The following is a 20,518-nucleotide window of genomic DNA, read 5'->3' as shown; positions in this document are numbered from 1 at the left end:
CCACTGGCTAAGCTGCTTCGAAGTCCAGGGGATGAATTCCATCCAGATTGACCGTATTGCGGGCCACCCAAAGATCGTAGATATCCTGCATCGCCAACCAGCTTTCAGGACTACGCCCGAGAACCCTGGATAGCCGAAGAGACATCTCCGGGCTAATACCACTATCCCCTTTGAGCAGCCGAGACAACGTGGAGGGTGAAACCCCCAGACTGGACGCAAGCTGACGGGCACTGATACCGAAAGGCTCCAGGTACACTTCCCGAATGAATTCACCAGGATGCGGCGGATTATGCATAGTCATCAGTGATAATCCTCATAATCAAGAATGTAGGCATTGCCGTCCTGAAATTCGAACGCCATGCGCCAATTACCGTTAACCCGAACCGACCAACGCCCTTTGTCTTTTCCCTTCAATGGATGAAGCCGAAAGCCAGGGATATCCATGTCCTCCACCGAAGTGGCGGTATCCAGAGCAGCCAACTGCATACGCAGTTTCCTGGCGTGGTCAGGCTGTATGCCTGCGGTGCTGCCGGTCGAGTAGAACCGTTTCAGTCCTTTGTGACGGAATGATTTAATCATGAGAGGATGGCAGCATGTTGCGCATCGCGCAACAATGGAGCTTAGACATTATGACTCCCCGCCCGGAGGCTGCGTAGCAGACCATCCGCTGCAACCGGTTTTATGCGTCAGCGATCGATCAGAGCGCCGGTTTTAGGGGATGGTTACACTGTTTTTTGGGCTAACGACGCGCGTCCACTACACTGGGGAAATCCAGTTCGGGGCCTCAATCAGCCCCATAAATATCCATATCTAACAATATATTTCGCTCACCAAGCTTCAAAAGGGATGCCGGGCTAAGACTGAGCCCTTCCATACTCCCGTCCAAGAAAACTCCGCAGTAAAGATCAATTCGGTAGTTATCAGCCAGCTCCTGCCACGCATCAAGATTATCTGTGAGCTGGTCCAGAATTTCGGAAATCTGAACATCCAAATCGCCGGGCATCTGATCGGCAGCAGACAACCCCCACAGCCCTGCCGTAGCTATTCGCACCTTCCCGGACTTGGCAACGACTTTCTGGTCTTTAGCCTGCCAATGTGTTGGAAAGCCACCAAGCGAATCGGTTATGTCCTCGGGCAGAAGATCATCACCGATCACCCGAAGTATTGCCTTTGTCTGACTGATTGTGGCCATAATTCTCCGATTCACATGCGTGACGCTGAAGGCAACGGCGTATGCAGCACATCCGCAGGCCGGATTTTCTACAAGGTGTCGGTTATTGCCCAACTTCTGTACTTAACCACGAATTCTCTTGCCTCTTCCAGAGTAGCCGGGTACGGAACAGATTCGTAGCTGTTGGGCTCCAGCCTGATTTTTTGGAACAGAAAGCCATGCTCAATCAAAAACTGGACCTTCTTCCACTGAGTAAGGTCAGATTTTTTAGGAGCCTTAAAATGACGACCGACATTGAACATGGTGCCGTTACAGACCGGGCACTGCATCTTAAGAGGGTAGTCGGAGGGCAATCCTTCCACATGGCGTTTATTGGCAGTTTTGCAGGTAAGACAGGCGTATGACATCGAATAATCCGGCCCAGAAACCTTTTTCTTGGTTTCACTGCTCCGTAATCCTGCGTTCCAGCGGAGAGCCTTTCTAGTGTCTTGATCAACAGTCATGTTGTACCTTGTAGCGCTTTGGTTTAGCGGAGGGCCGTCAGGGAATCGAGTGAAGGCCGTAAGTCGGAGCGAACCACAACACTTTGTTGAGTTCATGCATACTTGGCCAATATACTCTTTGCGGTTTCAATGATTTTTCGTTCTACATCTAGCTGAAGCTCCCGGGCTCGCTGCTCGCCATAGAACTGAATCCTATAGTCCTTACCGAACTCCCCGTATTCATCTTCAAGGGCCGCCATCACGAAGAATTCCGGTAATTCAGGTTCAGTGTCGCTCGAGTAAACAGCATTAGCTATACGCAGGGCCGCCTCACGGGCCGAAACCTCACCAGCAGCCAGTTTTCTGCAAGCATCAAGCGCCACATCAATAATTTCTCGATCTTTCAATTAGCTATCCAATCACTAGACTCATAATGTCCCGCACAGCGGGAAAATTGCAGCTATGGAGGAGCGGAAATTTAATCCGCCTGCCGCGCTTGCTTAAAAGCTCTCGAAGACATCGTGGTACCAGAACTTGTCCTTGTCTTTGAACCACGACTCATTCTCGGGAGTACACAGTGCTGCGAGAGGCTTTGGTGACAGCCTGTAACGCTCCAAGAGGGCGAGGAGATCTCTCATTGCCTGCTCGTCTACCTCAGCTTCTTGGATATGCAGATAACCACGGTCGATACTTTTCACACATGGGATTTCCTGCGCCCAGGTAAAGAAATGGTCCTCATCGAGCTGTGAATAATAGACAACTGGCTGTGTATCTAGCTTGAGCACGGTTCCCTCTGATTTTTAACGTCTCAAACACTGACGGAAGTCGATTGTTAGCTTTTGTTTCGGCTATCAAAAGGAGCCATTTTCTCGTAGGCAGATGAGTAATCGATAACCAAATCTAAGGTATCGATCTTCTCCTCAACACTAGCAATTTCCTCATCTGAAGTTGCCGGAAAAGTGATTGCCAGCAATACTTTCTTTTCGTTTGCAGGCATTGCGTAGTCATTGCCTAGGATTGTTCGTGTGGAGTTTTTCGACAACTCTCCTAAAGCAGCGGAAAGGGCGGCCTCTGGTTCACACTGTTTACCCTTGTGATAAATTTGAAACTGATTGACATAGGCAGGGCCAAGCCCATTGTTGATCAGAAGCACTTGGAGGCGTGCCATGTCATTGTGCTTCTCCCGCTTGGTAAGGGTGAATAAATGGGGTCTTACACTAATCCGATTGTGGGCCCGCTGTACACTTGTTTGCCACGCGGTAAATCCAAGAGCACAGAGCGCCACGATCACAGATGCTATCGATAAATAGATTTCCATGTAACCTCGGGACTTCGTAAAAGCTAACACCAGAATAAGCCGCCGTTTTGAGCGCTAGCGCAAAACAGTCGGCTTGATTCACTGGTTAAACAACCGCAACGTTGTTGTCTAAGAAGTCAGCCAAAGATTCAACGATATCCTCGGCTACGTCTGGTTCTGCGCATTCATTAAGCCAAACCCTACTCATTGCGCGCCAAACTTCTTCCTTACCAATAACCATCCTATCAGCTACAGATTTAATCCATTCATGGTGCTCAGGTAAAGTTAATGCGTTGCTTGCTGCGCTGACGAAATCCGCATGAGAACGGTTTATTAATGGAGAGATACCCTGCCACCCGATTTGTTCAAGGTCTTCAAAAACTACCCGTTCAGGCGCATCACCACCGGGAAGAATATGACAGCCAGGCGAAGGGTCTTGGTCTCCGTCGAGTGCCACAATGGTTGGCCGCTGGAATCGATTACCATCTACCATTTGTCCTAGAGATTTCCCTACAGAGGCTGCACCAAATGCCGATATCGAGCATCGTGCAAGCTTATCGAGAGCCCTTTTTGCCATAATTTCTTCTAAAAGAATTCTGGCCGTCTCATCCTCGACGTAGACATCAACTTCTGGATGGATTTCTTCATCCATTTTTGAAAGAGCGAACTCCGGACTCACACCTGGAACAACCGCCTTTTGGTCTCCCTCTTTAAAAACGTATACCCGAGCGGAGGGAGGCAATTCTTCTAGAACGTAGGGCGAATGAGTGGTAAGAATAAACTGGACAAGTTTCGTGCGAGCTATCTCTGCAAGATCTCTTATCAACCGTCGTTGGGCCCGAGGGTGCAAGGAAGTTTCTATCTCATCAATGAGTACAATGCTATATTTAGGTATATCGATTGAGATCAAATCTGCAATAGTCGCCTCACCCGCTCCTTGGTGAAAACCCGAATATTCTTCTCCGTCATGAGAAACAACCGGCACCATACGATTGGGATCAAAGTTAGTCGTTGCCTGTCTCGCAGACGAGTAGGTTTTGCCGATAATGGATGAGAATCGTTGCAAGGCTTCTTGCTCAAAGGCCTGAGCGTCAGCCTCATTGAGTGCAGGCTTAGCTAGGCGAGCATACCCGGTCCTTGCAGCGATGGGCTGAATACGCCGGAGATCAAGATACTTTACAGGCCTTAACTTCCTTTTCTCATTACCTCTCCATCTTGTAGTAGGCTTTCGAAGAGAAACCTCTGTTGAGTTTTTCCCTTCTTTGATAGATGCCTTTAAAATAATCCCTGAGAGAGAATCCCAAGCTGTATCAGGGAAGAAACTAGACGCGAAGTGGGTTTCATCAGATGACGATTCATAAATACTCGCCGCGGTCTGGATAATCGTGCTTTTCCCCGATCCGTTCTCGCCACAAATAGCGACTATCGGAAAATTAAAATCAACTCGTTGGCCAGCCCAACCTCTTATACCATTAATCTCAATCCATTCGAGATGTTTCGGAAAGTCACCTCTCTGCCACTTTCCTGCCAACCTTCTTACTTCTCTACTCAAAGGCATAAATTTTCCTTTATTCAATTCCTCGTTTTTTGTTTAACGCCTTGCTCAGAAACTTGTTAATTCTGTGACGTGACCTTGAAATTCGCTGAGGCCACTCCTATACATCATAACGGGGCTTGGTAAGCCTTAATCAGCCCCACCCTGCTAACTGAAAACACGAGGTGCCATATGTCTAATCTCACAGATGTAACCAGCAGCGTCGCAGATAGGACGACGGACCTGCTCGAAAAAGTGTCTAGCCCTGCTTCTCGCTCCGGTTCAGTTGTTGAACGGTCTGGAAAAATGACTGAACAAGGCGTCGACCCAGAAGTCACCGCACTGCAAATGACTAAAAACAGTCCTAATGGTCAGAAATACACGGCTCAAGATGTTGATTCTTACGCAAAGTTGTACCAGGACTCTGAAACAAGGGTCGTTCTCACAGCCAAACAAGCTCGCGCGCTGATCAAGGATCAGCAAGAAAGCACTCTTGATGCCACAGAGTTTGCTCCCCAAATCTGAAAGCCGGTTACTCAGCCCGTCCATAGCGGGCTGAGACCTAACAACAGTTTGACTGCCCAGTTCTATCAGAGCATCAGGATTCACCTTCCTCTCTGACCACTCAGGATTACCAGGCATGCGATACGGCTCCAGGCGAGTAGTTCGAGGCGTGCTGTAGAGAAGCGAATGGCAACCAACGAAGGTAACCCCCATCGCTGATGAATGGTGAGCCCACGGAGACCCGCTTGTGTGTATCCAAGCCGCGTCTTGTCACGCACAAGCGGGCCTCTCCGAGGGTAGCCAAAAAAGCGTTCAGCAACGATCTTCCTTATTTGGTTTTGTGGATCGTTTGCTAACATAAAAAGCAAGCCCAAATAATAAAGACTTACAGGCCCAGCCGAAAATCTCCGCAATCATCTGACATCTATCTTTTACTGCCCAATCAGTAAACATTCTTTAATGAATTCAACCTACACCAATCTTCACCCTGCCTCAAACAGAAAATCTCTCCGAAGCGAGGGGGGAACCCGGTGCTACCCCGTCGCGAAGTCCTTGCCCCTGGGTCAATCAACGTGTTCGTAGATCAGGACGGTTCCCCCTGATCATGGCCCTGTGTCCAAAGGCTCAGTGTCTAAAGGCTAGTCCAGCGTCGTCTTGACACGGTCATCAGGGTTCTGGAACCATTCCTGACCAGCAGAATAACAGTGGATTGTTATCAAGCACTCAGACAAGGAGCGTACTTATGACCGCAGTGGCTACTGATCGCTACGTCACCTCTGATTTCAACTCGGCCCCTCTGGCTGCCCTCGCCGATCTGATGGGGCTAAACGGTTATCAAAGCCAGATCATGGCATCACCGGAGCTGTTTTCTCCGATCCTGAATGGCATATCCGTTTATCGTCATATCGAAAGCCCGCAGCGTCGGGAAATCCTGTCGGCGATCAGGAACGATGTTCCCCGCGGTCAACTGACGGATAAGCTGATGGGCCTGGTTACCAGCCAGATTGTTCAACCCTACTGGTATATGTGGTCCCTGTCGGACGAAGAACTGTTGGAGTTCTTCAACTTTTCCCAGGCCAAAACCTCTGCCACGGAGCCCCTTAGTGTCGGTAGTTTGCCCGATTTCAGTGTGGGCTCCCTGGCAACGGCACTTGTGGTTATGTCCCTGAAAGGGCCAAGAGCGGCATTGAAAGAGCAGGCCCAGGGACAGATCGATGCCCTCATGAAGAAAAGTGGACTGGTGCAGGAAATCAGCAAGCGACTCGGCATTGGAGGCCGGTTACTTTCGGCCATTGGCATCGCCAGTATTCCGACAATCATCGTCATTTCCGGACTTAACATCATGGCCAGTAAGGAATCGGAAGTGGCGAGGCGGGAACTTGCTGCGCGAGGCCTTCTCGCCTATCAGGACCTCTGAAATGCTGATTGTCCTCCTGGGCTCCGGCCTTGCCGGCTCATTCCTCTATTACGCGCTGCTGGCCAGCATAAAGCGAAAGTCGCTGTCTGCTACCTGGGTCAACTGGTTCTGCTGTACGGGGTGCAGCGCATTTCTATTGGCGATTGCCGCCAGCGTGGTGGCTCATTGGTTCGGGGCCAAACCCACCCTCTGGCTTAGCGTCGCTATCTGGCCAATTATCTTTCTGCCGCTGCAAGCTGGTTATTCAGTGGCGGTGAAAGCAGAAGGCGACCTCAGACCATCGGCGCTGGATAACGGAGGTAAGGAATGAGGTTCAACACAGGGAAGAAGCTCGCGGTTCTGTTTGCGGCCGGTGTGGGGTTTGCCGCTTCCGCTAACGCAGACAGTCCTGCCGCCCCTGGAGAACGTCTGACACCAGTGGTAAGAACCTACCTGGATCTCCTGATGTGCGCCAACACGGCGTCGGAGTATCAGTCAGACCCAACCGCTGCTGAGACGTACCGCGAGACGGCATTCGCTCTAAGCGATGCGTCGAGTGAGGCCGGCTGGGAACAAACCGAGTTCGATTCGGCACTGGTTTCTGCGCAGGAGCGCTATCAGGAACTTGAGCTCTCCGACAGCGATACACGCGAGTCCTGGCAGCTTCGCCACTTTTCACGGGAACGCTGCCAGGACCGGTTAGCTACTGCAACCAGCCAATTGTCCAGGGGCAGGCCTTTCCCCACGCCCTGATGGCCCGCCCGCGGGCATGCCTCAGGTTGCTTCCAGGCTGAAAACCGGGACAGATTTATTTTCTGGCGATACAGGCTGCCATCGACAAAAACAAGCTGAAGAGCGGCGACCGCTTCCTCGAGGAGGTCGAGCGCCTTATTGGCTTCCGCATCAAAGCCAGGCCACCCGGACGGCCCAAAGAATAAATCTGTCCCGATTTTCCCGAGTGCTTGACAGCCCCGCGAGACTAGCGAAGCAGGCGTTCTCGCTCCTGGGTTCATGATTGGCCGCTGGCGCTGCCCCAAAAAATGACTATTGCCTACTGATTCCGAGAAGGCTCATATGTGTTGGGCATTTTCCTGTTTAGTTTTTTTCACTACCGATAAACCGATAGATCGCCGCACCGAGCATACCGCCAATTATTGGAGCCACCCAGAAAAGCCAAAGCTGTGAAATCGCCCAATCGCCTACAAACACAGCAACGCCCGTACTGCGTGCAGGATTCACCGAGGTGTTTGTAACCGGGATGCTAATCAAATGGATGAGAGTCAGACACAAACCAATGGCAATCGGTGCGAAACCCTGTGGTGCCCGTTTGTCAGTAGCGCCCATAATGACAAGGAGAAACATCATGGTCATGACCACTTCAGTTATCAGGGCTGCCAGCAAACTATACCCGCCAGGCGAGTGGGCACCGTATCCATTTGAGGCAAAGCCGGCGGATAAATCAAAGCCTGGCTTACCGGAAGCAATAAGATACAGAACACCACCTGCTACCACCCCGCCCAAGACCTGCGCAACAATGTAGGGCAGCAGCTCATTTGCGGGGAAGCGACCTCCGGCCCAGAGGCCAAAAGAAACGGCCGGGTTGAGGTGACAGCCAGATATATGCCCGATGGCGAAGGCCATAGTGAGCACGGTCAGACCAAATGCCAGTGCCACGCCAAGCAGGCCAATGCCAACATCCGGGAACGCAGCCGCTAAAACGGCGCTGCCGCATCCACCAAGAACCAGCCAGAATGTTCCAAAGAACTCTGCGCTATATTTCTTCATACTGTCCTCCTTCGTATTGTTGACCATCCTGTCCAACAAGGCTGCAGAAAAACCCGATCCCGGGCCATTTCCACCAACCACTGCAGTTGTTCTTTGATCACCCACCTCTGGCAGGTGCGTTTTTTGCTGTCGGCAATATCCGCTCAGTCTCCTTTATCGGCCGGTTTCTCAACATTGTGCATCAGGCAGTATAGCTGCCACTGGCCCTGCACCTACTTCCTTTCCCGCAGACTGAAGCGATTCAACCATTTTGTGGTGCCAATGTTGCAAATACCGGTTCCGCCACCGACATTCGATGACTGTAGATCTCTTTGCACTGCGGACTGTCTACCCGGTGTGTCATCCAGTCGGTATAGCTCGAGACGTGTGTTTGCGAAAGAGAATCAGACCTGGCGGCCAGAGCCATTCCGGCGATTGGCTGATGCGGGAGTTTTGGATGCATTGGTGCTTCTTCAGGCTATGCCGGCATTGCAGAAAACGGCCTTTGAAGTGCACCCGGATCTTGCCATTTTCGGCTTCCCGCTGGCCCCGGTAGGTGAGAGTTTCGCCGCTTGGGTAGACACAGGTCAGGTTGACCGGTTCGAACGGGAAGTCACTGGCCGGAATGGTCTCCTTCCAGCCATTGTCGGGCAGGCTCTGTTGTCGCTTGCCGGACTTGTCTTTCTGGTGGGCGAACTTCGGGGCCCGGCTGCGGAACTGGTTGTCCGGCACGTAGCCGTTGATCTGGCGTTCGCCAAAGGCCTGGGCGCCAATGATGACCTGGTGTTTCCTGTCCACCGTGGCGACGTCGTTATAGCCCTGGATCGTGCCCTTGCTTGTTAAAAGCTCTCGAAGACATCGTGGTACCAGAACTTTTCCTTGTCTTTGAACCACGACTCATTCTCGGGAGTACACAGTGCTGCGAGAGGCTTTGGTGACAGCCCGTAACGCTCCAAGAGGGCGAGGAGATCTCTCATTGCCTGCTCGTCTACCTCAGCTTCTTGGATATGCAGATAACCACGGTCGATACTTTTTACACATGGGATTTCTTGCGCCCAAGTAAAGAAATGGTCCTCATCGAGCTGTGAATAATAGACAACTGGCTGTGTATCTAGCTTAAGCACGATTCCCTCTGATTTTTAACGCCGGCGTATCGGGGGAAGTCCAAGAAATGAATCGGCCTCCAGCTCCATTTCAAGATACGCCAGTTGGTTCTGCTACTGGACGTTCTTGTTCCGAATTCGACGTAATTGTTCGATGTCCATTGAAGTTAACAGCAGTTAGATAGACCTCTTTATGATTGTAAAAATCTGACCGCTTCATTATTGCAAAATGAACCGCTTGCGCACTTAAAAAACATTCAAAAATAAAAATGACTTACAGGTCCAGCCAAAGAATCTCCGCAATCATCTGGCGTATTCCTTTTACCGCCCAATCATTAAAAATTCTTTAATGAATTCAACCTACACCAATCTTCACCCTGCCTCAAACGAAAAAGCCCCGCCGGGGCGGGGCCTGGGTCAAGGGTTGCTCCGCATCACGGTACGCTCTGCAACGAATCCACCAACCCCGCCATAAACCGCGCAGCCTCTCCCCCGGTTGCGGACCGGTGATCAAAGGTTACGGACAGGGGCATGATTCGCCGCACCGCTGGTTTACCCTCGTGAGGCACGACCTTCTCCCGGATCTTGCCGGCGCCGACAATCGCCACCTGGGGAGGGCTGACGATGGGGTTCGCGTACTGGCCGGTCATGGTGCCGAAGTTGGACAGAGTGATGGTGGCGCCCTGCATTTCCTGGGGTGGGATCTTGCGGGTGGCGACGGCTTCGCGGAGGTTTTCCAGGCCTTTTCGCAGGTCGTCCATGGTGCGGTGGTTGACGTCCCGCAGCACCGGGACGAACAGGCCGTCCGGGGTGTCCACGGCGATGCCGATGTGCACTTCGTCCAGCAGGCGGCGGCTGAGGTTGTCGCCGTCGAACCAGCAGTTCAGGGCCGGGCTGGCCTCGCAGGCGTGGGCGATGGCCTGCACCAGGCGCATGGTGATGTCGGTGCCCTTCGGCCAGTCGTGGATATCGGCGTCCTCGAAGATGGACACCGGCACCACCTGGGCGTGGGACAGGGCCATGTTCTTGGCCATGGTGCGCCTGGGGCCGCGCAGGCCTTCCGCTTCGCCAAGCTGTTTCTGGTGGCTGGCCTGGCGGTGCACGTCGTCGTTGGTGATCAGCCCTCCGGGGCCGCTGCCCTTGATGGCCTCCAGGCTGACGCCCAGGCGCTCGGCCAGGGCCCGCACGCCCGGGGTGGCGCGGTTGGCCCTGGCCCGTTTGCTGGAGGGGGCGGCGCCGATGATGAACTGGTCCTCCTGGCTGCCTTCCTCACCTTTATCGGAGCCCTTTAGCTCTCCTACTACTGTGCCGCTGTCATCCCCCTCCCCCTCGAACGCCATCAGGGGTTCACCGGTGTGGATGATGTCGCCGGCCTCTCCGAACAGCTTGGCGATCACACCGGCCTCCGGTGACGGCACTTCCACGATGGCCTTGGCGGTTTCCACGCTGACCAGGGTCTGGTCCACTTCCACGGTATCGCCCACCTTCACATGCCATTCCACGATTTCCGCTTCCGGCAGGCCTTCGCCCAGGTCGGGTAGCTTGAAGTACTTCATAGTGCGATCACCTCCTCCACCGCCTGGACGATGTCTTCCGTCTTCGGCAGATAATGGGCCTCATTGCGGTAGTACGGCATGACGGTGTCGTAGCCGGTAACGCGAACCACCGGCGCCTGCAGGTCCAGGAAGGCGCCCTCGGCAATGCTGGCCGCCACTTCCGCGCCGAAGCCGCCGTTACGGCAGGCCTCGTGGATAATCACCGCGCGACCGGTCTTGGCCACGGAGCACAGCAGGGTTTCCCGGTCCAGGGGGCTGATGGTGGCCACGTCGATCACCTCCGCGGATACCCCCTGCTCCGCCAGCCGGTCGGCGGCCTGCAGGGTTTCCATGATAGGGGCGCCCCAGCTGATCAGGGTGACGTCGTCCCCTTCCCGCAGGGTGAAACAGGTGTCCAGCGGCAGCGCATCGCCGTTGTCCTTCACGGTCTGGGTGACGGCCCGGTAGATGCGCTTGGGCTCCAGGAAGATCACCGGATCCGGGTTGCGGATGGCCGCCAGCAGTAACCCGTAGGCCCGTTGCGGGGAACTGGGGATCACCACCCGCAGGCCGGGGATGTGGGCGAACAGGGCCTCGGTACTCTCGCTGTGGTGTTCCGGGGCATGGATGCCACCGCCGAAGGGCGCGCGATAGACAATGGGGCAATGCAGCCGGCCCCGGGTGCGATTCCGCATGCGGGCGGCGTGGCTGATGATCTGCTCCAGGCCGGCGTAGATAAAGCCCATGAACTGGAACTCCGCCACCGGTTTCAAGCCCTGGGTGGCCAGGCCCACGGCGGTGCCGGCGATGAGGGTTTCCGCCAGGGGCGTGTCCATCACCCGCTTGTAGCCGAAGCGTTCCTTCAGGCCGACGGTGGCCCGGAACACGCCGCCGTTGGTGGCGATGTCCTCCCCCAGCACCACCACGTTGTCGTCGTTCTCCATTTCCCGGGCCAGGGCCATGTTGACGGCCTCCACCAGGGTGACGTCGCGGCTCACTTCATCCCCCTGCTGGTGGTTGATGGCTTTCTCCACGGACGCGTTCATGGGTTACCTCCCTGCCCGATGCGGGCGAGTTTTTCACGCTGGCCCTGCAAGGCTGTCGGCAGGGTATCGAAGAGGTAGTCCACCATGGCGGTGGGTGGTTCCGGCGCTTTGTCCAGATACCGCTGTACGGCCTTCTCCACCATATCCTTGCAGTGGGCCTGTAACTCTTTCTCCTGGTCGGCGTCCCACAGTCCGGCATTGTGCAGGTAGCTCTGGAAGCGCTTGATACCGTCCTGCTCCCAGGCGGCCTTGAGCTCCTCCGCGCTGCGGTAGCGGGTGGCATCGTCGGCGGTGGTGTGGTCCCCCAGGCGGTAGGTGACCGCCTCGATCACCGACGCGCCCTTGCCGCCATGGGCCCGCTCCAGGGCATGGTCCACCGCCTCACTGACGGCGAAATAGTCGTTGCCGTCCACGATCCGGCCCGGCAGCCCGCCGCTGATGGCCTTCTGGGCGATGGTCTCGCTGCCGGTCTGCAGGCCCCGGGGCGTGGAAATGGCCCACTGATTGTTGGCCACCACGAATACCACCGGCAGGTGCCAGGCGCCCGCCAGGTTGATGCTCTCCAGGAAGTCGCCCTTGGAGGTGGCTCCGTCACCCAGGGTGACCAGCACCGCCCGTTTTTCGTCGCGGATACGCATGGCGGTGGCGATGCCCACGGCATGGCAGCACTGGGTGGCAATGGGGACGGCTATGGGCAGGTCCTCGGGGCAGCGCTCCCAGCCGGCGCTGCCGCGCTCGTCGCCGCCCCAGTAGAGCAGCATGTTGACGATGGGGACACCGCGGATGAGCTGCGTGGCCTGGTCCCGGTAATAGGGTACGAACACGTCGTGGTGGTCCATGCACTGGCCGATGGCGGTGCCAATCACCTCATGGCCGAGCACCGAGGGATAGGTGCCGCACTTGCCGGTACGCTGCAGGGCAATGATTTTCTGGTCGAGGGTGCGGGTGAGCACCATGTTGCGATAGGCGTCCCGCAGTCGCGGGGTATCCGATGCCAGTTCAGGCAGGTTGTCCAGTGGCTGGCCGGCTTCATCCAGATAGCGGGCGCTCACCACCGTGAAGTCGTGATGTTGTTTCATCCCCGTCTCCTCACACCGTCACCGTTCCGGCTTGTGGCCGTCGGGTCACGCTGGCTGTTGGTTCACTGACCGGTGGATCACACCGGCTTACGTGGGGTACAGAATTAGCTGTACTCCTTTAGGTTTTAGTCGATGATGAAAGTTTGATCAACGAAAACGAGACACAGTTCTCGCTGCGAAATAGAATCTGAGACGTTATGTACTATCGTCTTGTGCATGACAGGGAATGACATCAAAATCGGCAGCGGTAGGAAGCTAGACGTCTGTTTGTAAATCGCTGACGGACGCACTGGTATCCCCCGCTCAACAGGACACAAGGACTCACCCCATGACCCGGACCCTTTCCACTTTTGTTGCTTCTGCAGCCCTTGCGCTTTTGTCACTGTCGGCCCATGCCCTGGAGCTGGGGGATAGCCCGTTGGCCCTGGTCAGCGATAGCGACCTGGAGGCCGTTGTGGCCCATACCGCCGACGACAGCCAGGCACTGGTAAAACTCAGCGGTGTTAACCACCCCCTGGACGGGGTGGTCGTGCTGGCCGATATCGAGGAGCGCGAGGACAGCAGCCGCGCCTACCGGGCCGAGGTTGACGGCAAGATGCGCTCGCTGGTGGTGTACACCAACTCCTACTGGGCACCCACGGATTACACCGCCTACGTACCCGGCCATCAGGAACCCTACGCGGTCAAGACCGACGAGAAACGCAGCGCACAGATCAGCCTTGATGAGTTGACGGCCCAGTACGAGCAGCAGATGACCGAAGGCGTACAGGCCGAACTGGCCCGCTTTGACCGGGGCAAGGCCCTGCAACGCCAGCAGAGTGCACTGCAGGCCATCGACGAGTCCGCCAGCAAGGTGTGCGGCAGCCCGGTAACCACCCGGGTTGACTGGGAGGCACTCAGCAATGAACAGCTGAACAGCCTGAGCATCTCCGGCTACTGCGGCCAGGTGGCGGCGGAAATGGAATACCTCTGCCTCAGCGACGACGGCTTCAAGGAACGGGTCCGGGAAGTCTCCGAGGTGGACTGCGGCTTCGCCGACAGCATGAACCTGGGGCGCGATGGCCAGAAGGTGGTGTTCCAGACGAAGGAAGACGCCAAGAACCAGCGTGAGACCATCAACGGGTTCCTGCAGACGTTGTAATTCCAGAGGCGGCCTTCTGATCGTTGAAAGCCCGGCATCTGTCGGGCTTTCGTGTTTCAGGGCCGCAGTTACCCCGGGGGAGCATCCCCGGTGGGCACAGGCCGGACAGGGTGACCGGCTACCAATACCGTCCGCAGCCGGTTACACTCCCGCCATTCCTGTTCCGGAGGCCATTACCATGCCGATCTGGGTCGATGCCGACGCCTGTCCCGTGCCCATCCGTGAAATTCTCTGCCGGGCGGCTACCCGTTGGCAGATCGAAACCACGTTTATTGCCAACCACATCATCAAGCTCCCCCCCAGCCCCTGGATCAAGTCCCGGCAGGTGGCCCACGGCTTTGATGTGGCAGACAATGAAATCATGGCCCAGCTCAGCAACGGCGACCTGGTGATTACCCAGGATATTCCCCTGGCGGCGGAGGCCATTGAGCAGGGGGCGGATGTGTTCAACCCCCGGGGGCAGGCCTTCACCCGCGACAATATCCGCCAGCGTCTGGCCATGAGGAATTTCATGGAAGAGATGCGTAACGCCGGGCAGGTGACCGGCGGCCCGTCGGCCTTCAGCCAACAGGACCGCAAGGAATTTGCCGACCAGTTGGACCGGTGGCTGCAGAAGAACCACCACCGCTGACCGGGATAACAGGAAGGCTAACTGTTCTCGAGACGGAAACCCACCACGAGACTGACCTGGTAATGGCCCACCTTGCCATTCTCGATATGGCCACGGGTTTCGGTGACTTCGAACCACTCCATGTTGCGAATGCTCTTGGCGCATTCCGCCAGGGCATTCTCAATGGCGTCTTCAATGCTGGTCCTTGAGGAGCCTACCACCTCGGTCTTCTTGTACACGTGATGATCAGACATGGGAAAAGCCTCCTGTCGGTTTCCTCGTAAAAGCGCGTCACCGGGGTGACAACCCCAGTATGGCACAGGATATCCCTGAGGCCCGTCGTACCGGTCTTCAAGGACCTGGTCGATTACGTGGCTTTTAACCCACAGGTTTTCGCTGTCGCGGCTGGCGTCAGACTCCGGTTCCCACCAAAGCGACGATGGTCGCCAGGGTCAGAATGAACAGGCCGGCGGCAGCGGCAATCTTGAGTCCCTCTTTCAGTTCGTGCTCGAACACGGTTGTCTCCCTATCGCCAAGGCAATCACGGAAATGGATTGCGTGATTACAACCTACTTCACACATTAATGATATTGATTCTTATTTGCAATAATGATCCAGTCATCAGCCCGTTCGTAAATTTGGTGGTCCCCGGACGGGCATTCGTCCGATGAAGAAACAGTAATCTTACTCACCTCGCCGGGCCCGGCGTGGTTGATATGATCAAACCATTGAGGCTCTCCCTCCACACAGCGCCGTTCACACAGCGCCACCAACCTGCGGAGACGACCATGCAACGACTGCTGACACTGACCGCCGCCCTGACCCTGGCAGCCACTCCCCTGGCCACCATGGCGGCGGACCGTTACACCTCAAACCAGGCGGATTTCAGGCTGGAGACCGTTGCCTCTGGTCTGGAAAACCCCTGGTCCATTGCCTTCCTGCCCGGCGGCGACAAGCTGGTGACGGAACGGGCCGGTCGCCTGCGGGTGATCCGCAACGGGCAATTGCTGGCCGAGCCGGTCTCCGGTGTCCCTGAGGTAGCAGCCACCGGACAGGGCGGCCTGCTGGACGTGCTGTTGCACCCGGATTTCGAGGACAACCGGCTGCTGTTCCTGAGCTATGCCCACCGCAACAGCGACGGCCTGACCACCCGGGTTGCCCGGGCGGAATACCGTGACCAGGCCCTGCAGGACGTGCGTGTTATCTTCGAGGCCCTGCCCCGCTCCGGTGCCAGCCGGCACTTTGCCGGTCGTATGGTGATCCCGGAAGACGGCTACCTATACGTGGCCGTGGGTGACCGGGGCGAACGGGACCGGGCCCAGGACATCAACGACGATGCCGGGGCGGTGCACCGGATCACCATCGACGGTGATGCCCCGGACAGCAACCCCTTCCACGGTCAGGAGGGCGCCAATACCCTGTTCACCCTGGGCAACCGGAACATCCAGGGCATGACCCTGCATCCGGATACCGGTGCGGTGTGGAGCCATGAACACGGCCCTCGCGGTGGCGACGAGGTGAACGTGATCGAGGCGGGCACCAACTATGGCTGGCCTGTGATCACCTACGGCATCAACTACAGCGGAACCACCATCACCGAACAGACCCACAAGGAAGGCATGGCCCAGCCCCTGCACTACTGGGACCCATCCATTGCCCCGTCCGGCATGGCCTTCTATACCGGGGATGACTTTCCCCGATGGCAGGGTGATCTGTTCGTAGGGGCCCTGAAGATGGAAAAACTGGTGCGACTGGAACTGGATGGCCGTGAAATAACCGGGGAGGAGGACCTGCTCACGGATTTCGGTAAGCGACTCCGCTCGGTCATCATGGGGCCGGATGGGCACCTGTGGCTGCTGACCGACGAATCCGACGGCCAGGTTTTGCGCATCCTGCCAGCGGAATAATCAGTGGGGGTCGTTGGCCCGCTCTGTCTTCTCGTACTGGGGCACGTCATCGGTGATGGTGAACCAGTCTGACTTGGAACCGGTGAAGACATGGGCGGCCGGGCCCCTGCCCAGGGGCTCGTTGATCACCCCCACCCGCAACCTCAGGATGCCGGGGATGGCGTCCACCCGGCTATAGAGCTGGCTGCCGCAGGTGCGGCAGAACGCCCGATACTTGCCGGGCCGGGACTCGTACTCGGTAATCCGGTCCTCTCCTCCGGTAAACCGGAAATGCACCTTCTGCACCGGGGCGCTGGCGGAAAAGGCACTGCCGTGGGCGCGGCGGCACTGGCTGCAGTGGCACAGGGCCACGGGCCCCAGGGGGCCGTCATACTCGAATTTCACCTCACCACACAGGCAGTGTCCTGTCAGCATTTCCCCAACCCCTTGATTTATCGAATACATCAGTGAACGTTTGGCCGGCATTCTAGCAACCCGCGCTAACGCGGGCAGCACATTCTGTAACTTCTCGTCACAAAATTGCTGTAATTCCGGCACCCTGCTGTCATTTTTTAACGTTATGTATAGGCTCAGAACATAGTAGCGGAACAGAAAATGAGCTATTGTTAATCCAGTTGTTGTTTCTGTCTGACCTAGAGTCTGCGCAGAATGCCGGACTGTGGACCGGCATCGTCCCGGGGCGCCTGACAACAAACGCTGGCGAAGCACCTGGTGTCCTGTCGAAGGGACACTGAAACCAACAGAACGGAAGCTTGTGGAATGTGGCAACTTCGATCCATCGCAGTCGACCTGACCGGCCTTTACCGCTCCCTGGGCGCGGGCCTGACTGCGGCAGCCCTGCTTTCCCTGCCGGTCACCGCCGCGGCCGAAGGAACCACCACCGAGCCCCGCCTCTGGAGCAATGAAGTCCAGGGGCTGGCCCAGGAATCCCTGGACGACGTCAATGGTCTCAGCGTCGCCGCCGTTCCCCTTGATGGCCCGGGTATCGAGCAGTTTATCAATGCCGATACCGTCATGAGCCCCGGCTCCATCATGAAGTTGCTCACCACCTATGCCGCCCTGGAAATCCTGGGGCCCAACTATCGCTGGACCACCCGTTTCTACACCGATGGCGACTTCGAGGGTGACACCCTCAAGGGCGACCTCTATGTCTATTTCGACGGTGACCCCAAGCTGACCATCGAACGCCTCTGGGTGGTCCTGCGGGAAATACGCGCCATGGGCGTGCGTAATATCGAGGGCGATGTGGTGCTGGACGGCCGGGTGTTCGCGCTGCCGGACGGCCTGCCCAAGTTCCATGACAACGGCAACAATCCCCACCGGCCATTCCTGGTGGAGCCGTCACCGGTACTGCTCAACATGAACCTGGTGCACTTCCAGGTCCGCGCCGATGAGCGCGGGACCCAGGCCTGGGCGACGCCTGCCCTGCCCGCCATCACCATCGACAACCGCATCACCGCCATCGAGGAAGGCCCCTGCCCGAGCCGCCGCCGGTTTACCTGGGAACCGGTCTTCGACAATCGGGGCAATGTCACCGTGACCGTGGAAGGGGAACTGCCGGAAGGCTGTCGTACTACCTCCTACCTGTCGCTATTGCCCCAGGACCAGTACAGCGGCGAGCTCATTATCGCCATGTGGCAGGAACTGGGCGGCACCATCAGCGGTGGCTGGCGCCAGGGCGTGACCCCGTCCGGCAGCCGGCTGGTGTCCAGCACCACGTCTCCGGACCTGGTCACCATGGTCCGTGACATCAACAAGTGGAGCAGCAATGTCATGGCCCGCCAGTTGCTGATCACCATAGGCGCCGAAAACCGTCACCCGGCGGATAACGACGACCGCGTGTCCGGTATCCGCGCCATCTACGACTGGCTGGAAGGCAAGGGCATCGATACCCAGGGTATGGTTATCGACAATGGTAGCGGCCTGTCCCGCCATGCCCGCATGACTGCACGGCAACTGTCCGCCATTCTCACCAATGCCTGGTCCAGCCCCTACAGTGCCGACCTGATGACCTCCATGCCGCTGACGGCCATGGACGGCACCATGGCCCGGCGCCTGCGTGACCTGGACATGGAGGGCATGGGCCGCATCAAGACCGGCTCCCTGCAGGATGTGCGCTCCGTGGCCGGTTTCACGCGGGATGACAATAACACCACCTGGGCGGTGGTGGGCATCATCAACCACTCACCCGCCTGGAAGGGGCAGTCCATCCTCGACAAGGTGCTGTATACCCTGCACACCAACCCGCCCACCGGTACCGCCCTGTCCCAGGCCGGCACCCAGTAACGCGGTTTTCATTGACGCACAAAAAAGCCCCGGTACTGCCGGGGCTTTTTCATGACGGCGACCCTGCCTGATCAGACCGTCAGGTAACCGCCATCCACGTTGACACAGGTGCCGGTGGTGTAGCTGGAGGCATCGGACACCAGGTACAGCACGGTGCCGGCCATTTCGTCCGGGTCGGCCATACGGTGCATGGGAATATGCTCCAGGGCCCGGTCGCGGATGCTGTCATTGCTGGTCAGGGCGCTGGCGAACTTGGTGTCGGTCAGCCCCGGCAGCAGCGCGTTGACACGGATATTGTCCGGGCCCAGCTCGCGGGCGTAGGAACGGGTCATCGCAATCACCGCGGACTTGGTGATGGAATAGATGCCCTGCATCATGCCCGGTGTGACGCCGTTTACCGAGGCCACGTTGACGATGGCGCCCTGGCAGCCGTTTGCCTTCATCAGCTTGGCCGCCTCGGCACACATGAAGAAGTAGCCCCGGATGTTCACGTCAACAGTCTTCTGGAAGGCACCGATGTCGGTGTCCTCGATCTTGCCGAAGTAGGGGTTGGTAGCAGCGTTGTTCACCAGGATATCCAGCTTGCCGTGGTTGTCGCGGATGTGCTGCCAGATGGACTCGATCTGTGCCATCTCGCCGATATGGCACGCCACGGCCTCGGCGCTGCCACCGTTCTCGCGAATGCTGCTGGCGACCGCCTCACAACCGTCGATCTTGCGGCTACTGACGATAACGTGGGCACCGTTGTCCGCCAGCAGGCGTGCCACACTCTCGCCAATCCCCCGGCTGGCACCGGTGACCAGGGCCACCTTGCCCTGCAGGTCAAACAGATTCTTCTTGCTCATGTTTCTCTCCTTAATCGTGTCGGATTCCGCCTCAGCGGAAGGTGACCATCTCCGGCCCTTCCGCCTCCAGGTGGCTGTAATTGTTGAAGACCGCCAGACTGCGACGGCGCCCGGAGTACAGCACCCGGGTGACACTGGTGTTGGCAATGACTTCGTTGAGGCCCAGGGCCTTGCGGTCACTGATCCCCAGCAGGCTCTGCATAATCACCGCGATGGGACCGCCCGAGGTGGACACAAACACATCGCCACCGCTGGCCCAGTCGACCAGGTCATCCAGGGCCTGTTGCACCCGCGCCTTGAACTGGGGCCAGGTTTCCGGATATTCGTTGTCGTACTCGCCACTGGTCCAGCGGTCCACCGCCTGGACGAAGGTTTGCTGGAAGAACTTCGCGGGCTTGTCCGCCGCCTGCAGGTCCGCCTGCATCCGTTCGCGGTCCGCCCACTCCGGCCTGAAACGGTGCACCACGGCGGTGTGGTCAAATTCGTTGAAGCCGGTGGCAACCTGCATGTCCGGAAAGGGGCTCCGGTAGCCGCTGGCGATGGCCTCCACGGTCTCCCGGTGGCGCTGCATGTCACCGCCAATCACCACATCCGGGTGCACCCTGCCGGCCAGCCAGCGCCCCAGAACGCGGGCCTGCTCCCAGCCCGTGGGTGAAAGCTGGTCATAGTTGTCATTGCCGAAGCTGGCCTGGCCATGACGGATCAGGTAAATGGTTGCCACTACTCGGTCCTCCGATACACCCATTTTTTTCGCAACGGGGCAGTCTATAGGCCTGTATACTATTACACGACTGAATTATTCTTATCCCTGACCATAA

The 20,518-nt window shown here is 57.1% G+C and carries 24 protein-coding genes and 1 pseudogene; 8 read left to right on the top strand and 17 right to left on the bottom strand.

What is annotated here, in order from left to right; translation table 11 throughout:
- Positions 1–7: 7 nt before the first annotated feature.
- The 8 genes from ACJO2E_RS03425 to ACJO2E_RS03390 all read right to left on the bottom strand — a co-directional run bounded on the left by ACJO2E_RS03425 (position 8) and on the right by ACJO2E_RS03390 (position 4,502).
- Positions 8–301 (bottom strand): HigA family addiction module antitoxin, encoded by a 294-nt coding sequence (locus ACJO2E_RS03425; RefSeq protein ID WP_406961855.1) that lies wholly within the window; start codon positions 299–301, stop codon positions 8–10.
- A complete protein-coding gene (locus ACJO2E_RS03420) occupies positions 301–579 on the bottom strand; it encodes a type II toxin-antitoxin system RelE/ParE family toxin (RefSeq protein ID WP_406961853.1) in 279 nt (92 codons plus the stop codon). The genes ACJO2E_RS03425 and ACJO2E_RS03420 overlap by 1 nt, the downstream gene beginning before the upstream one ends.
- Before the next feature lie 205 nt (positions 580–784).
- Positions 785–1,192 (bottom strand): DUF4279 domain-containing protein, encoded by a 408-nt coding sequence (locus ACJO2E_RS03415; protein ID WP_406961851.1) that lies wholly within the window; start codon positions 1,190–1,192, stop codon positions 785–787.
- A 68-nt stretch (positions 1,193–1,260) separates the two neighbouring features.
- Entirely contained in the window at positions 1,261–1,674 is a 414-nt protein-coding gene (locus ACJO2E_RS03410) for a hypothetical protein (protein WP_406961849.1), read from the bottom strand.
- A 92-nt stretch (positions 1,675–1,766) separates the two neighbouring features.
- Complete coding sequence (locus tag ACJO2E_RS03405; protein WP_406961847.1) at positions 1,767–2,060, bottom strand: hypothetical protein; 294 nt, start codon at positions 2,058–2,060, stop codon at positions 1,767–1,769.
- Between the two features lie 93 nt (positions 2,061–2,153).
- Positions 2,154–2,438, bottom strand: a complete 285-nt coding sequence (locus ACJO2E_RS03400) for a hypothetical protein (RefSeq protein WP_406961845.1) — start codon at positions 2,436–2,438, stop codon at positions 2,154–2,156.
- 47 nt (positions 2,439–2,485) lie between these two features.
- The gene (locus ACJO2E_RS03395; protein WP_406961843.1) at positions 2,486–2,821 is read right to left on the bottom strand and encodes a hypothetical protein; all 336 of its coding nucleotides are present in this window, start codon (positions 2,819–2,821) and stop codon (positions 2,486–2,488) included.
- Positions 2,822–3,056: 235 nt separating this feature from the next.
- Complete coding sequence (locus ACJO2E_RS03390) at positions 3,057–4,502, bottom strand: AAA family ATPase (RefSeq protein ID WP_406961841.1); 1,446 nt, start codon at positions 4,500–4,502, stop codon at positions 3,057–3,059.
- A 174-nt stretch (positions 4,503–4,676) separates the two neighbouring features.
- Between ACJO2E_RS03390 and ACJO2E_RS03385 the strand changes: the two genes are divergently transcribed.
- From ACJO2E_RS03385 to ACJO2E_RS03370, 4 genes are all read left to right on the top strand, one after another.
- Complete coding sequence (locus tag ACJO2E_RS03385; RefSeq protein ID WP_406961839.1) at positions 4,677–5,009, top strand: hypothetical protein; 333 nt, start codon at positions 4,677–4,679, stop codon at positions 5,007–5,009.
- Between the two features lie 721 nt (positions 5,010–5,730).
- Positions 5,731–6,405, top strand: a complete 675-nt coding sequence (locus ACJO2E_RS03380) for a hypothetical protein (protein WP_406961837.1) — start codon at positions 5,731–5,733, stop codon at positions 6,403–6,405.
- Position 6,406: 1 nt separating this feature from the next.
- Positions 6,407–6,715: a hypothetical protein gene (locus ACJO2E_RS03375; protein WP_406961835.1), complete on the top strand. Its 309-nt coding sequence runs from the start codon at positions 6,407–6,409 to the stop codon at positions 6,713–6,715.
- Positions 6,712–7,137, top strand: coding sequence for a hypothetical protein (locus tag ACJO2E_RS03370; protein WP_406961833.1), 426 nt, complete (start codon positions 6,712–6,714; stop codon positions 7,135–7,137). The genes ACJO2E_RS03375 and ACJO2E_RS03370 overlap by 4 nt, the downstream gene beginning before the upstream one ends.
- 342 nt (positions 7,138–7,479) lie before the next feature.
- Here ACJO2E_RS03370 and aqpZ read toward each other — a convergent pair whose 3' ends face one another.
- The 5 genes and pseudogenes from aqpZ to pdhA all read right to left on the bottom strand — a co-directional run bounded on the left by aqpZ (position 7,480) and on the right by pdhA (position 12,911).
- On the bottom strand, positions 7,480–8,169 hold the full coding sequence (gene aqpZ / locus ACJO2E_RS03365; RefSeq protein ID WP_406961831.1) for an aquaporin Z: 690 nt from the start codon (positions 8,167–8,169) through the stop codon (positions 7,480–7,482).
- Positions 8,170–8,312: 143 nt separating this feature from the next.
- A pseudogene (locus ACJO2E_RS20090) lies at positions 8,313–9,055 on the bottom strand (transposase); the annotation flags it as partial.
- A gap of 630 nt (positions 9,056–9,685) precedes the next feature.
- Positions 9,686–10,807, bottom strand: a complete 1,122-nt coding sequence (locus ACJO2E_RS03350; protein ID WP_406961825.1) for a dihydrolipoamide acetyltransferase family protein — start codon at positions 10,805–10,807, stop codon at positions 9,686–9,688.
- Positions 10,804–11,832, bottom strand: a complete 1,029-nt coding sequence (locus ACJO2E_RS03345) for an alpha-ketoacid dehydrogenase subunit beta (RefSeq protein ID WP_406961823.1) — start codon at positions 11,830–11,832, stop codon at positions 10,804–10,806. The genes ACJO2E_RS03350 and ACJO2E_RS03345 overlap by 4 nt, the downstream gene beginning before the upstream one ends.
- Positions 11,829–12,911 (bottom strand): pyruvate dehydrogenase (acetyl-transferring) E1 component subunit alpha, encoded by a 1,083-nt coding sequence (pdhA, locus tag ACJO2E_RS03340; protein ID WP_406961821.1) that lies wholly within the window; start codon positions 12,909–12,911, stop codon positions 11,829–11,831. Before pdhA ends, ACJO2E_RS03345 begins: the two co-directional genes overlap by 4 nt.
- A 328-nt stretch (positions 12,912–13,239) precedes the next feature.
- Between pdhA and ACJO2E_RS03335 the strand changes: the two genes are divergently transcribed.
- Together ACJO2E_RS03335 and ACJO2E_RS03330 are read left to right on the top strand one after the other, a co-directional pair.
- On the top strand, positions 13,240–14,052 hold the full coding sequence (locus ACJO2E_RS03335) for a hypothetical protein (RefSeq protein WP_406961819.1): 813 nt from the start codon (positions 13,240–13,242) through the stop codon (positions 14,050–14,052).
- A 178-nt stretch (positions 14,053–14,230) separates the two neighbouring features.
- Positions 14,231–14,683, top strand: a complete 453-nt coding sequence (locus tag ACJO2E_RS03330) for a YaiI/YqxD family protein (protein WP_406961817.1) — start codon at positions 14,231–14,233, stop codon at positions 14,681–14,683.
- A 17-nt stretch (positions 14,684–14,700) separates the two neighbouring features.
- On the opposite strand, the gene ACJO2E_RS03325 is transcribed toward ACJO2E_RS03330, so the two are convergent.
- Positions 14,701–14,916 carry a dodecin gene (locus tag ACJO2E_RS03325; RefSeq protein ID WP_406961815.1) on the bottom strand — a complete coding sequence of 72 codons (216 nt, stop codon included), beginning with the start codon at positions 14,914–14,916 and terminating at the stop codon, positions 14,701–14,703.
- Between the two features lie 534 nt (positions 14,917–15,450).
- Between ACJO2E_RS03325 and ACJO2E_RS03320 the strand changes: the two genes are divergently transcribed.
- Positions 15,451–16,569 carry a PQQ-dependent sugar dehydrogenase gene (locus tag ACJO2E_RS03320; RefSeq protein ID WP_406961813.1) on the top strand — a complete coding sequence of 373 codons (1,119 nt, stop codon included), beginning with the start codon at positions 15,451–15,453 and terminating at the stop codon, positions 16,567–16,569.
- Here the strand turns inward: ACJO2E_RS03320 and ACJO2E_RS03315 are convergent, their stop codons facing one another.
- Positions 16,570–16,983, bottom strand: a complete 414-nt coding sequence (locus ACJO2E_RS03315; protein ID WP_406961811.1) for a GFA family protein — start codon at positions 16,981–16,983, stop codon at positions 16,570–16,572.
- A gap of 345 nt (positions 16,984–17,328) precedes the next feature.
- Here ACJO2E_RS03315 and dacB point away from each other — a divergent pair, with 345 nt between their 5' ends.
- Positions 17,329–18,855, top strand: coding sequence for a D-alanyl-D-alanine carboxypeptidase/D-alanyl-D-alanine endopeptidase (gene dacB, locus ACJO2E_RS03310; protein ID WP_406961809.1), 1,527 nt, complete (start codon positions 17,329–17,331; stop codon positions 18,853–18,855).
- A gap of 71 nt (positions 18,856–18,926) precedes the next feature.
- Here dacB and ACJO2E_RS03305 read toward each other — a convergent pair whose 3' ends face one another.
- On the bottom strand, positions 18,927–19,700 hold the full coding sequence (locus ACJO2E_RS03305; protein ID WP_406961807.1) for an SDR family oxidoreductase: 774 nt from the start codon (positions 19,698–19,700) through the stop codon (positions 18,927–18,929).
- Positions 19,701–19,731: 31 nt separating this feature from the next.
- A complete protein-coding gene (locus tag ACJO2E_RS03300) occupies positions 19,732–20,421 on the bottom strand; it encodes a histidine phosphatase family protein (RefSeq protein WP_406961805.1) in 690 nt (229 codons plus the stop codon).
- Positions 20,422–20,518: the final 97 nt, after the last annotated feature.

This window comes from Marinobacter shunpengi, assembly GCF_045449695.1.
Taxonomy (GTDB): domain Bacteria; phylum Pseudomonadota; class Gammaproteobacteria; order Pseudomonadales; family Oleiphilaceae; genus Marinobacter.
This window is presented reverse-complemented; position numbering and strand designations above follow the sequence as displayed.

Coding starts and splice junctions, on each gene's coding strand:
- ACJO2E_RS03425 (WP_406961855.1), bottom strand. CDS start 301: ATGACTATGCATAATCCGCCGCATCCTGGTGAATTCATTCGGGAAGTG.
- ACJO2E_RS03420 (WP_406961853.1), bottom strand. CDS start 579: ATGATTAAATCATTCCGTCACAAAGGACTGAAACGGTTCTACTCGACC.
- ACJO2E_RS03415 (WP_406961851.1), bottom strand. CDS start 1,192: ATGGCCACAATCAGTCAGACAAAGGCAATACTTCGGGTGATCGGTGAT.
- ACJO2E_RS03410 (WP_406961849.1), bottom strand. CDS start 1,674: ATGACTGTTGATCAAGACACTAGAAAGGCTCTCCGCTGGAACGCAGGA.
- ACJO2E_RS03395 (WP_406961843.1), bottom strand. CDS start 2,821: ATGGCACGCCTCCAAGTGCTTCTGATCAACAATGGGCTTGGCCCTGCC.
- ACJO2E_RS03385 (WP_406961839.1), top strand. CDS start 4,677: ATGTCTAATCTCACAGATGTAACCAGCAGCGTCGCAGATAGGACGACG.
- ACJO2E_RS03380 (WP_406961837.1), top strand. CDS start 5,731: ATGACCGCAGTGGCTACTGATCGCTACGTCACCTCTGATTTCAACTCG.
- ACJO2E_RS03375 (WP_406961835.1), top strand. CDS start 6,407: ATGCTGATTGTCCTCCTGGGCTCCGGCCTTGCCGGCTCATTCCTCTAT.
- ACJO2E_RS03370 (WP_406961833.1), top strand. CDS start 6,712: ATGAGGTTCAACACAGGGAAGAAGCTCGCGGTTCTGTTTGCGGCCGGT.
- aqpZ (WP_406961831.1), bottom strand. CDS start 8,169: ATGAAGAAATATAGCGCAGAGTTCTTTGGAACATTCTGGCTGGTTCTT.
- ACJO2E_RS03350 (WP_406961825.1), bottom strand. CDS start 10,807: ATGAAGTACTTCAAGCTACCCGACCTGGGCGAAGGCCTGCCGGAAGCG.
- ACJO2E_RS03345 (WP_406961823.1), bottom strand. CDS start 11,832: ATGAACGCGTCCGTGGAGAAAGCCATCAACCACCAGCAGGGGGATGAA.
- pdhA (WP_406961821.1), bottom strand. CDS start 12,911: ATGAAACAACATCACGACTTCACGGTGGTGAGCGCCCGCTATCTGGAT.
- ACJO2E_RS03335 (WP_406961819.1), top strand. CDS start 13,240: ATGACCCGGACCCTTTCCACTTTTGTTGCTTCTGCAGCCCTTGCGCTT.
- ACJO2E_RS03330 (WP_406961817.1), top strand. CDS start 14,231: ATGCCGATCTGGGTCGATGCCGACGCCTGTCCCGTGCCCATCCGTGAA.
- ACJO2E_RS03325 (WP_406961815.1), bottom strand. CDS start 14,916: ATGTCTGATCATCACGTGTACAAGAAGACCGAGGTGGTAGGCTCCTCA.
- ACJO2E_RS03320 (WP_406961813.1), top strand. CDS start 15,451: ATGCAACGACTGCTGACACTGACCGCCGCCCTGACCCTGGCAGCCACT.
- ACJO2E_RS03315 (WP_406961811.1), bottom strand. CDS start 16,983: ATGCTGACAGGACACTGCCTGTGTGGTGAGGTGAAATTCGAGTATGAC.
- dacB (WP_406961809.1), top strand. CDS start 17,329: ATGTGGCAACTTCGATCCATCGCAGTCGACCTGACCGGCCTTTACCGC.
- ACJO2E_RS03305 (WP_406961807.1), bottom strand. CDS start 19,700: ATGAGCAAGAAGAATCTGTTTGACCTGCAGGGCAAGGTGGCCCTGGTC.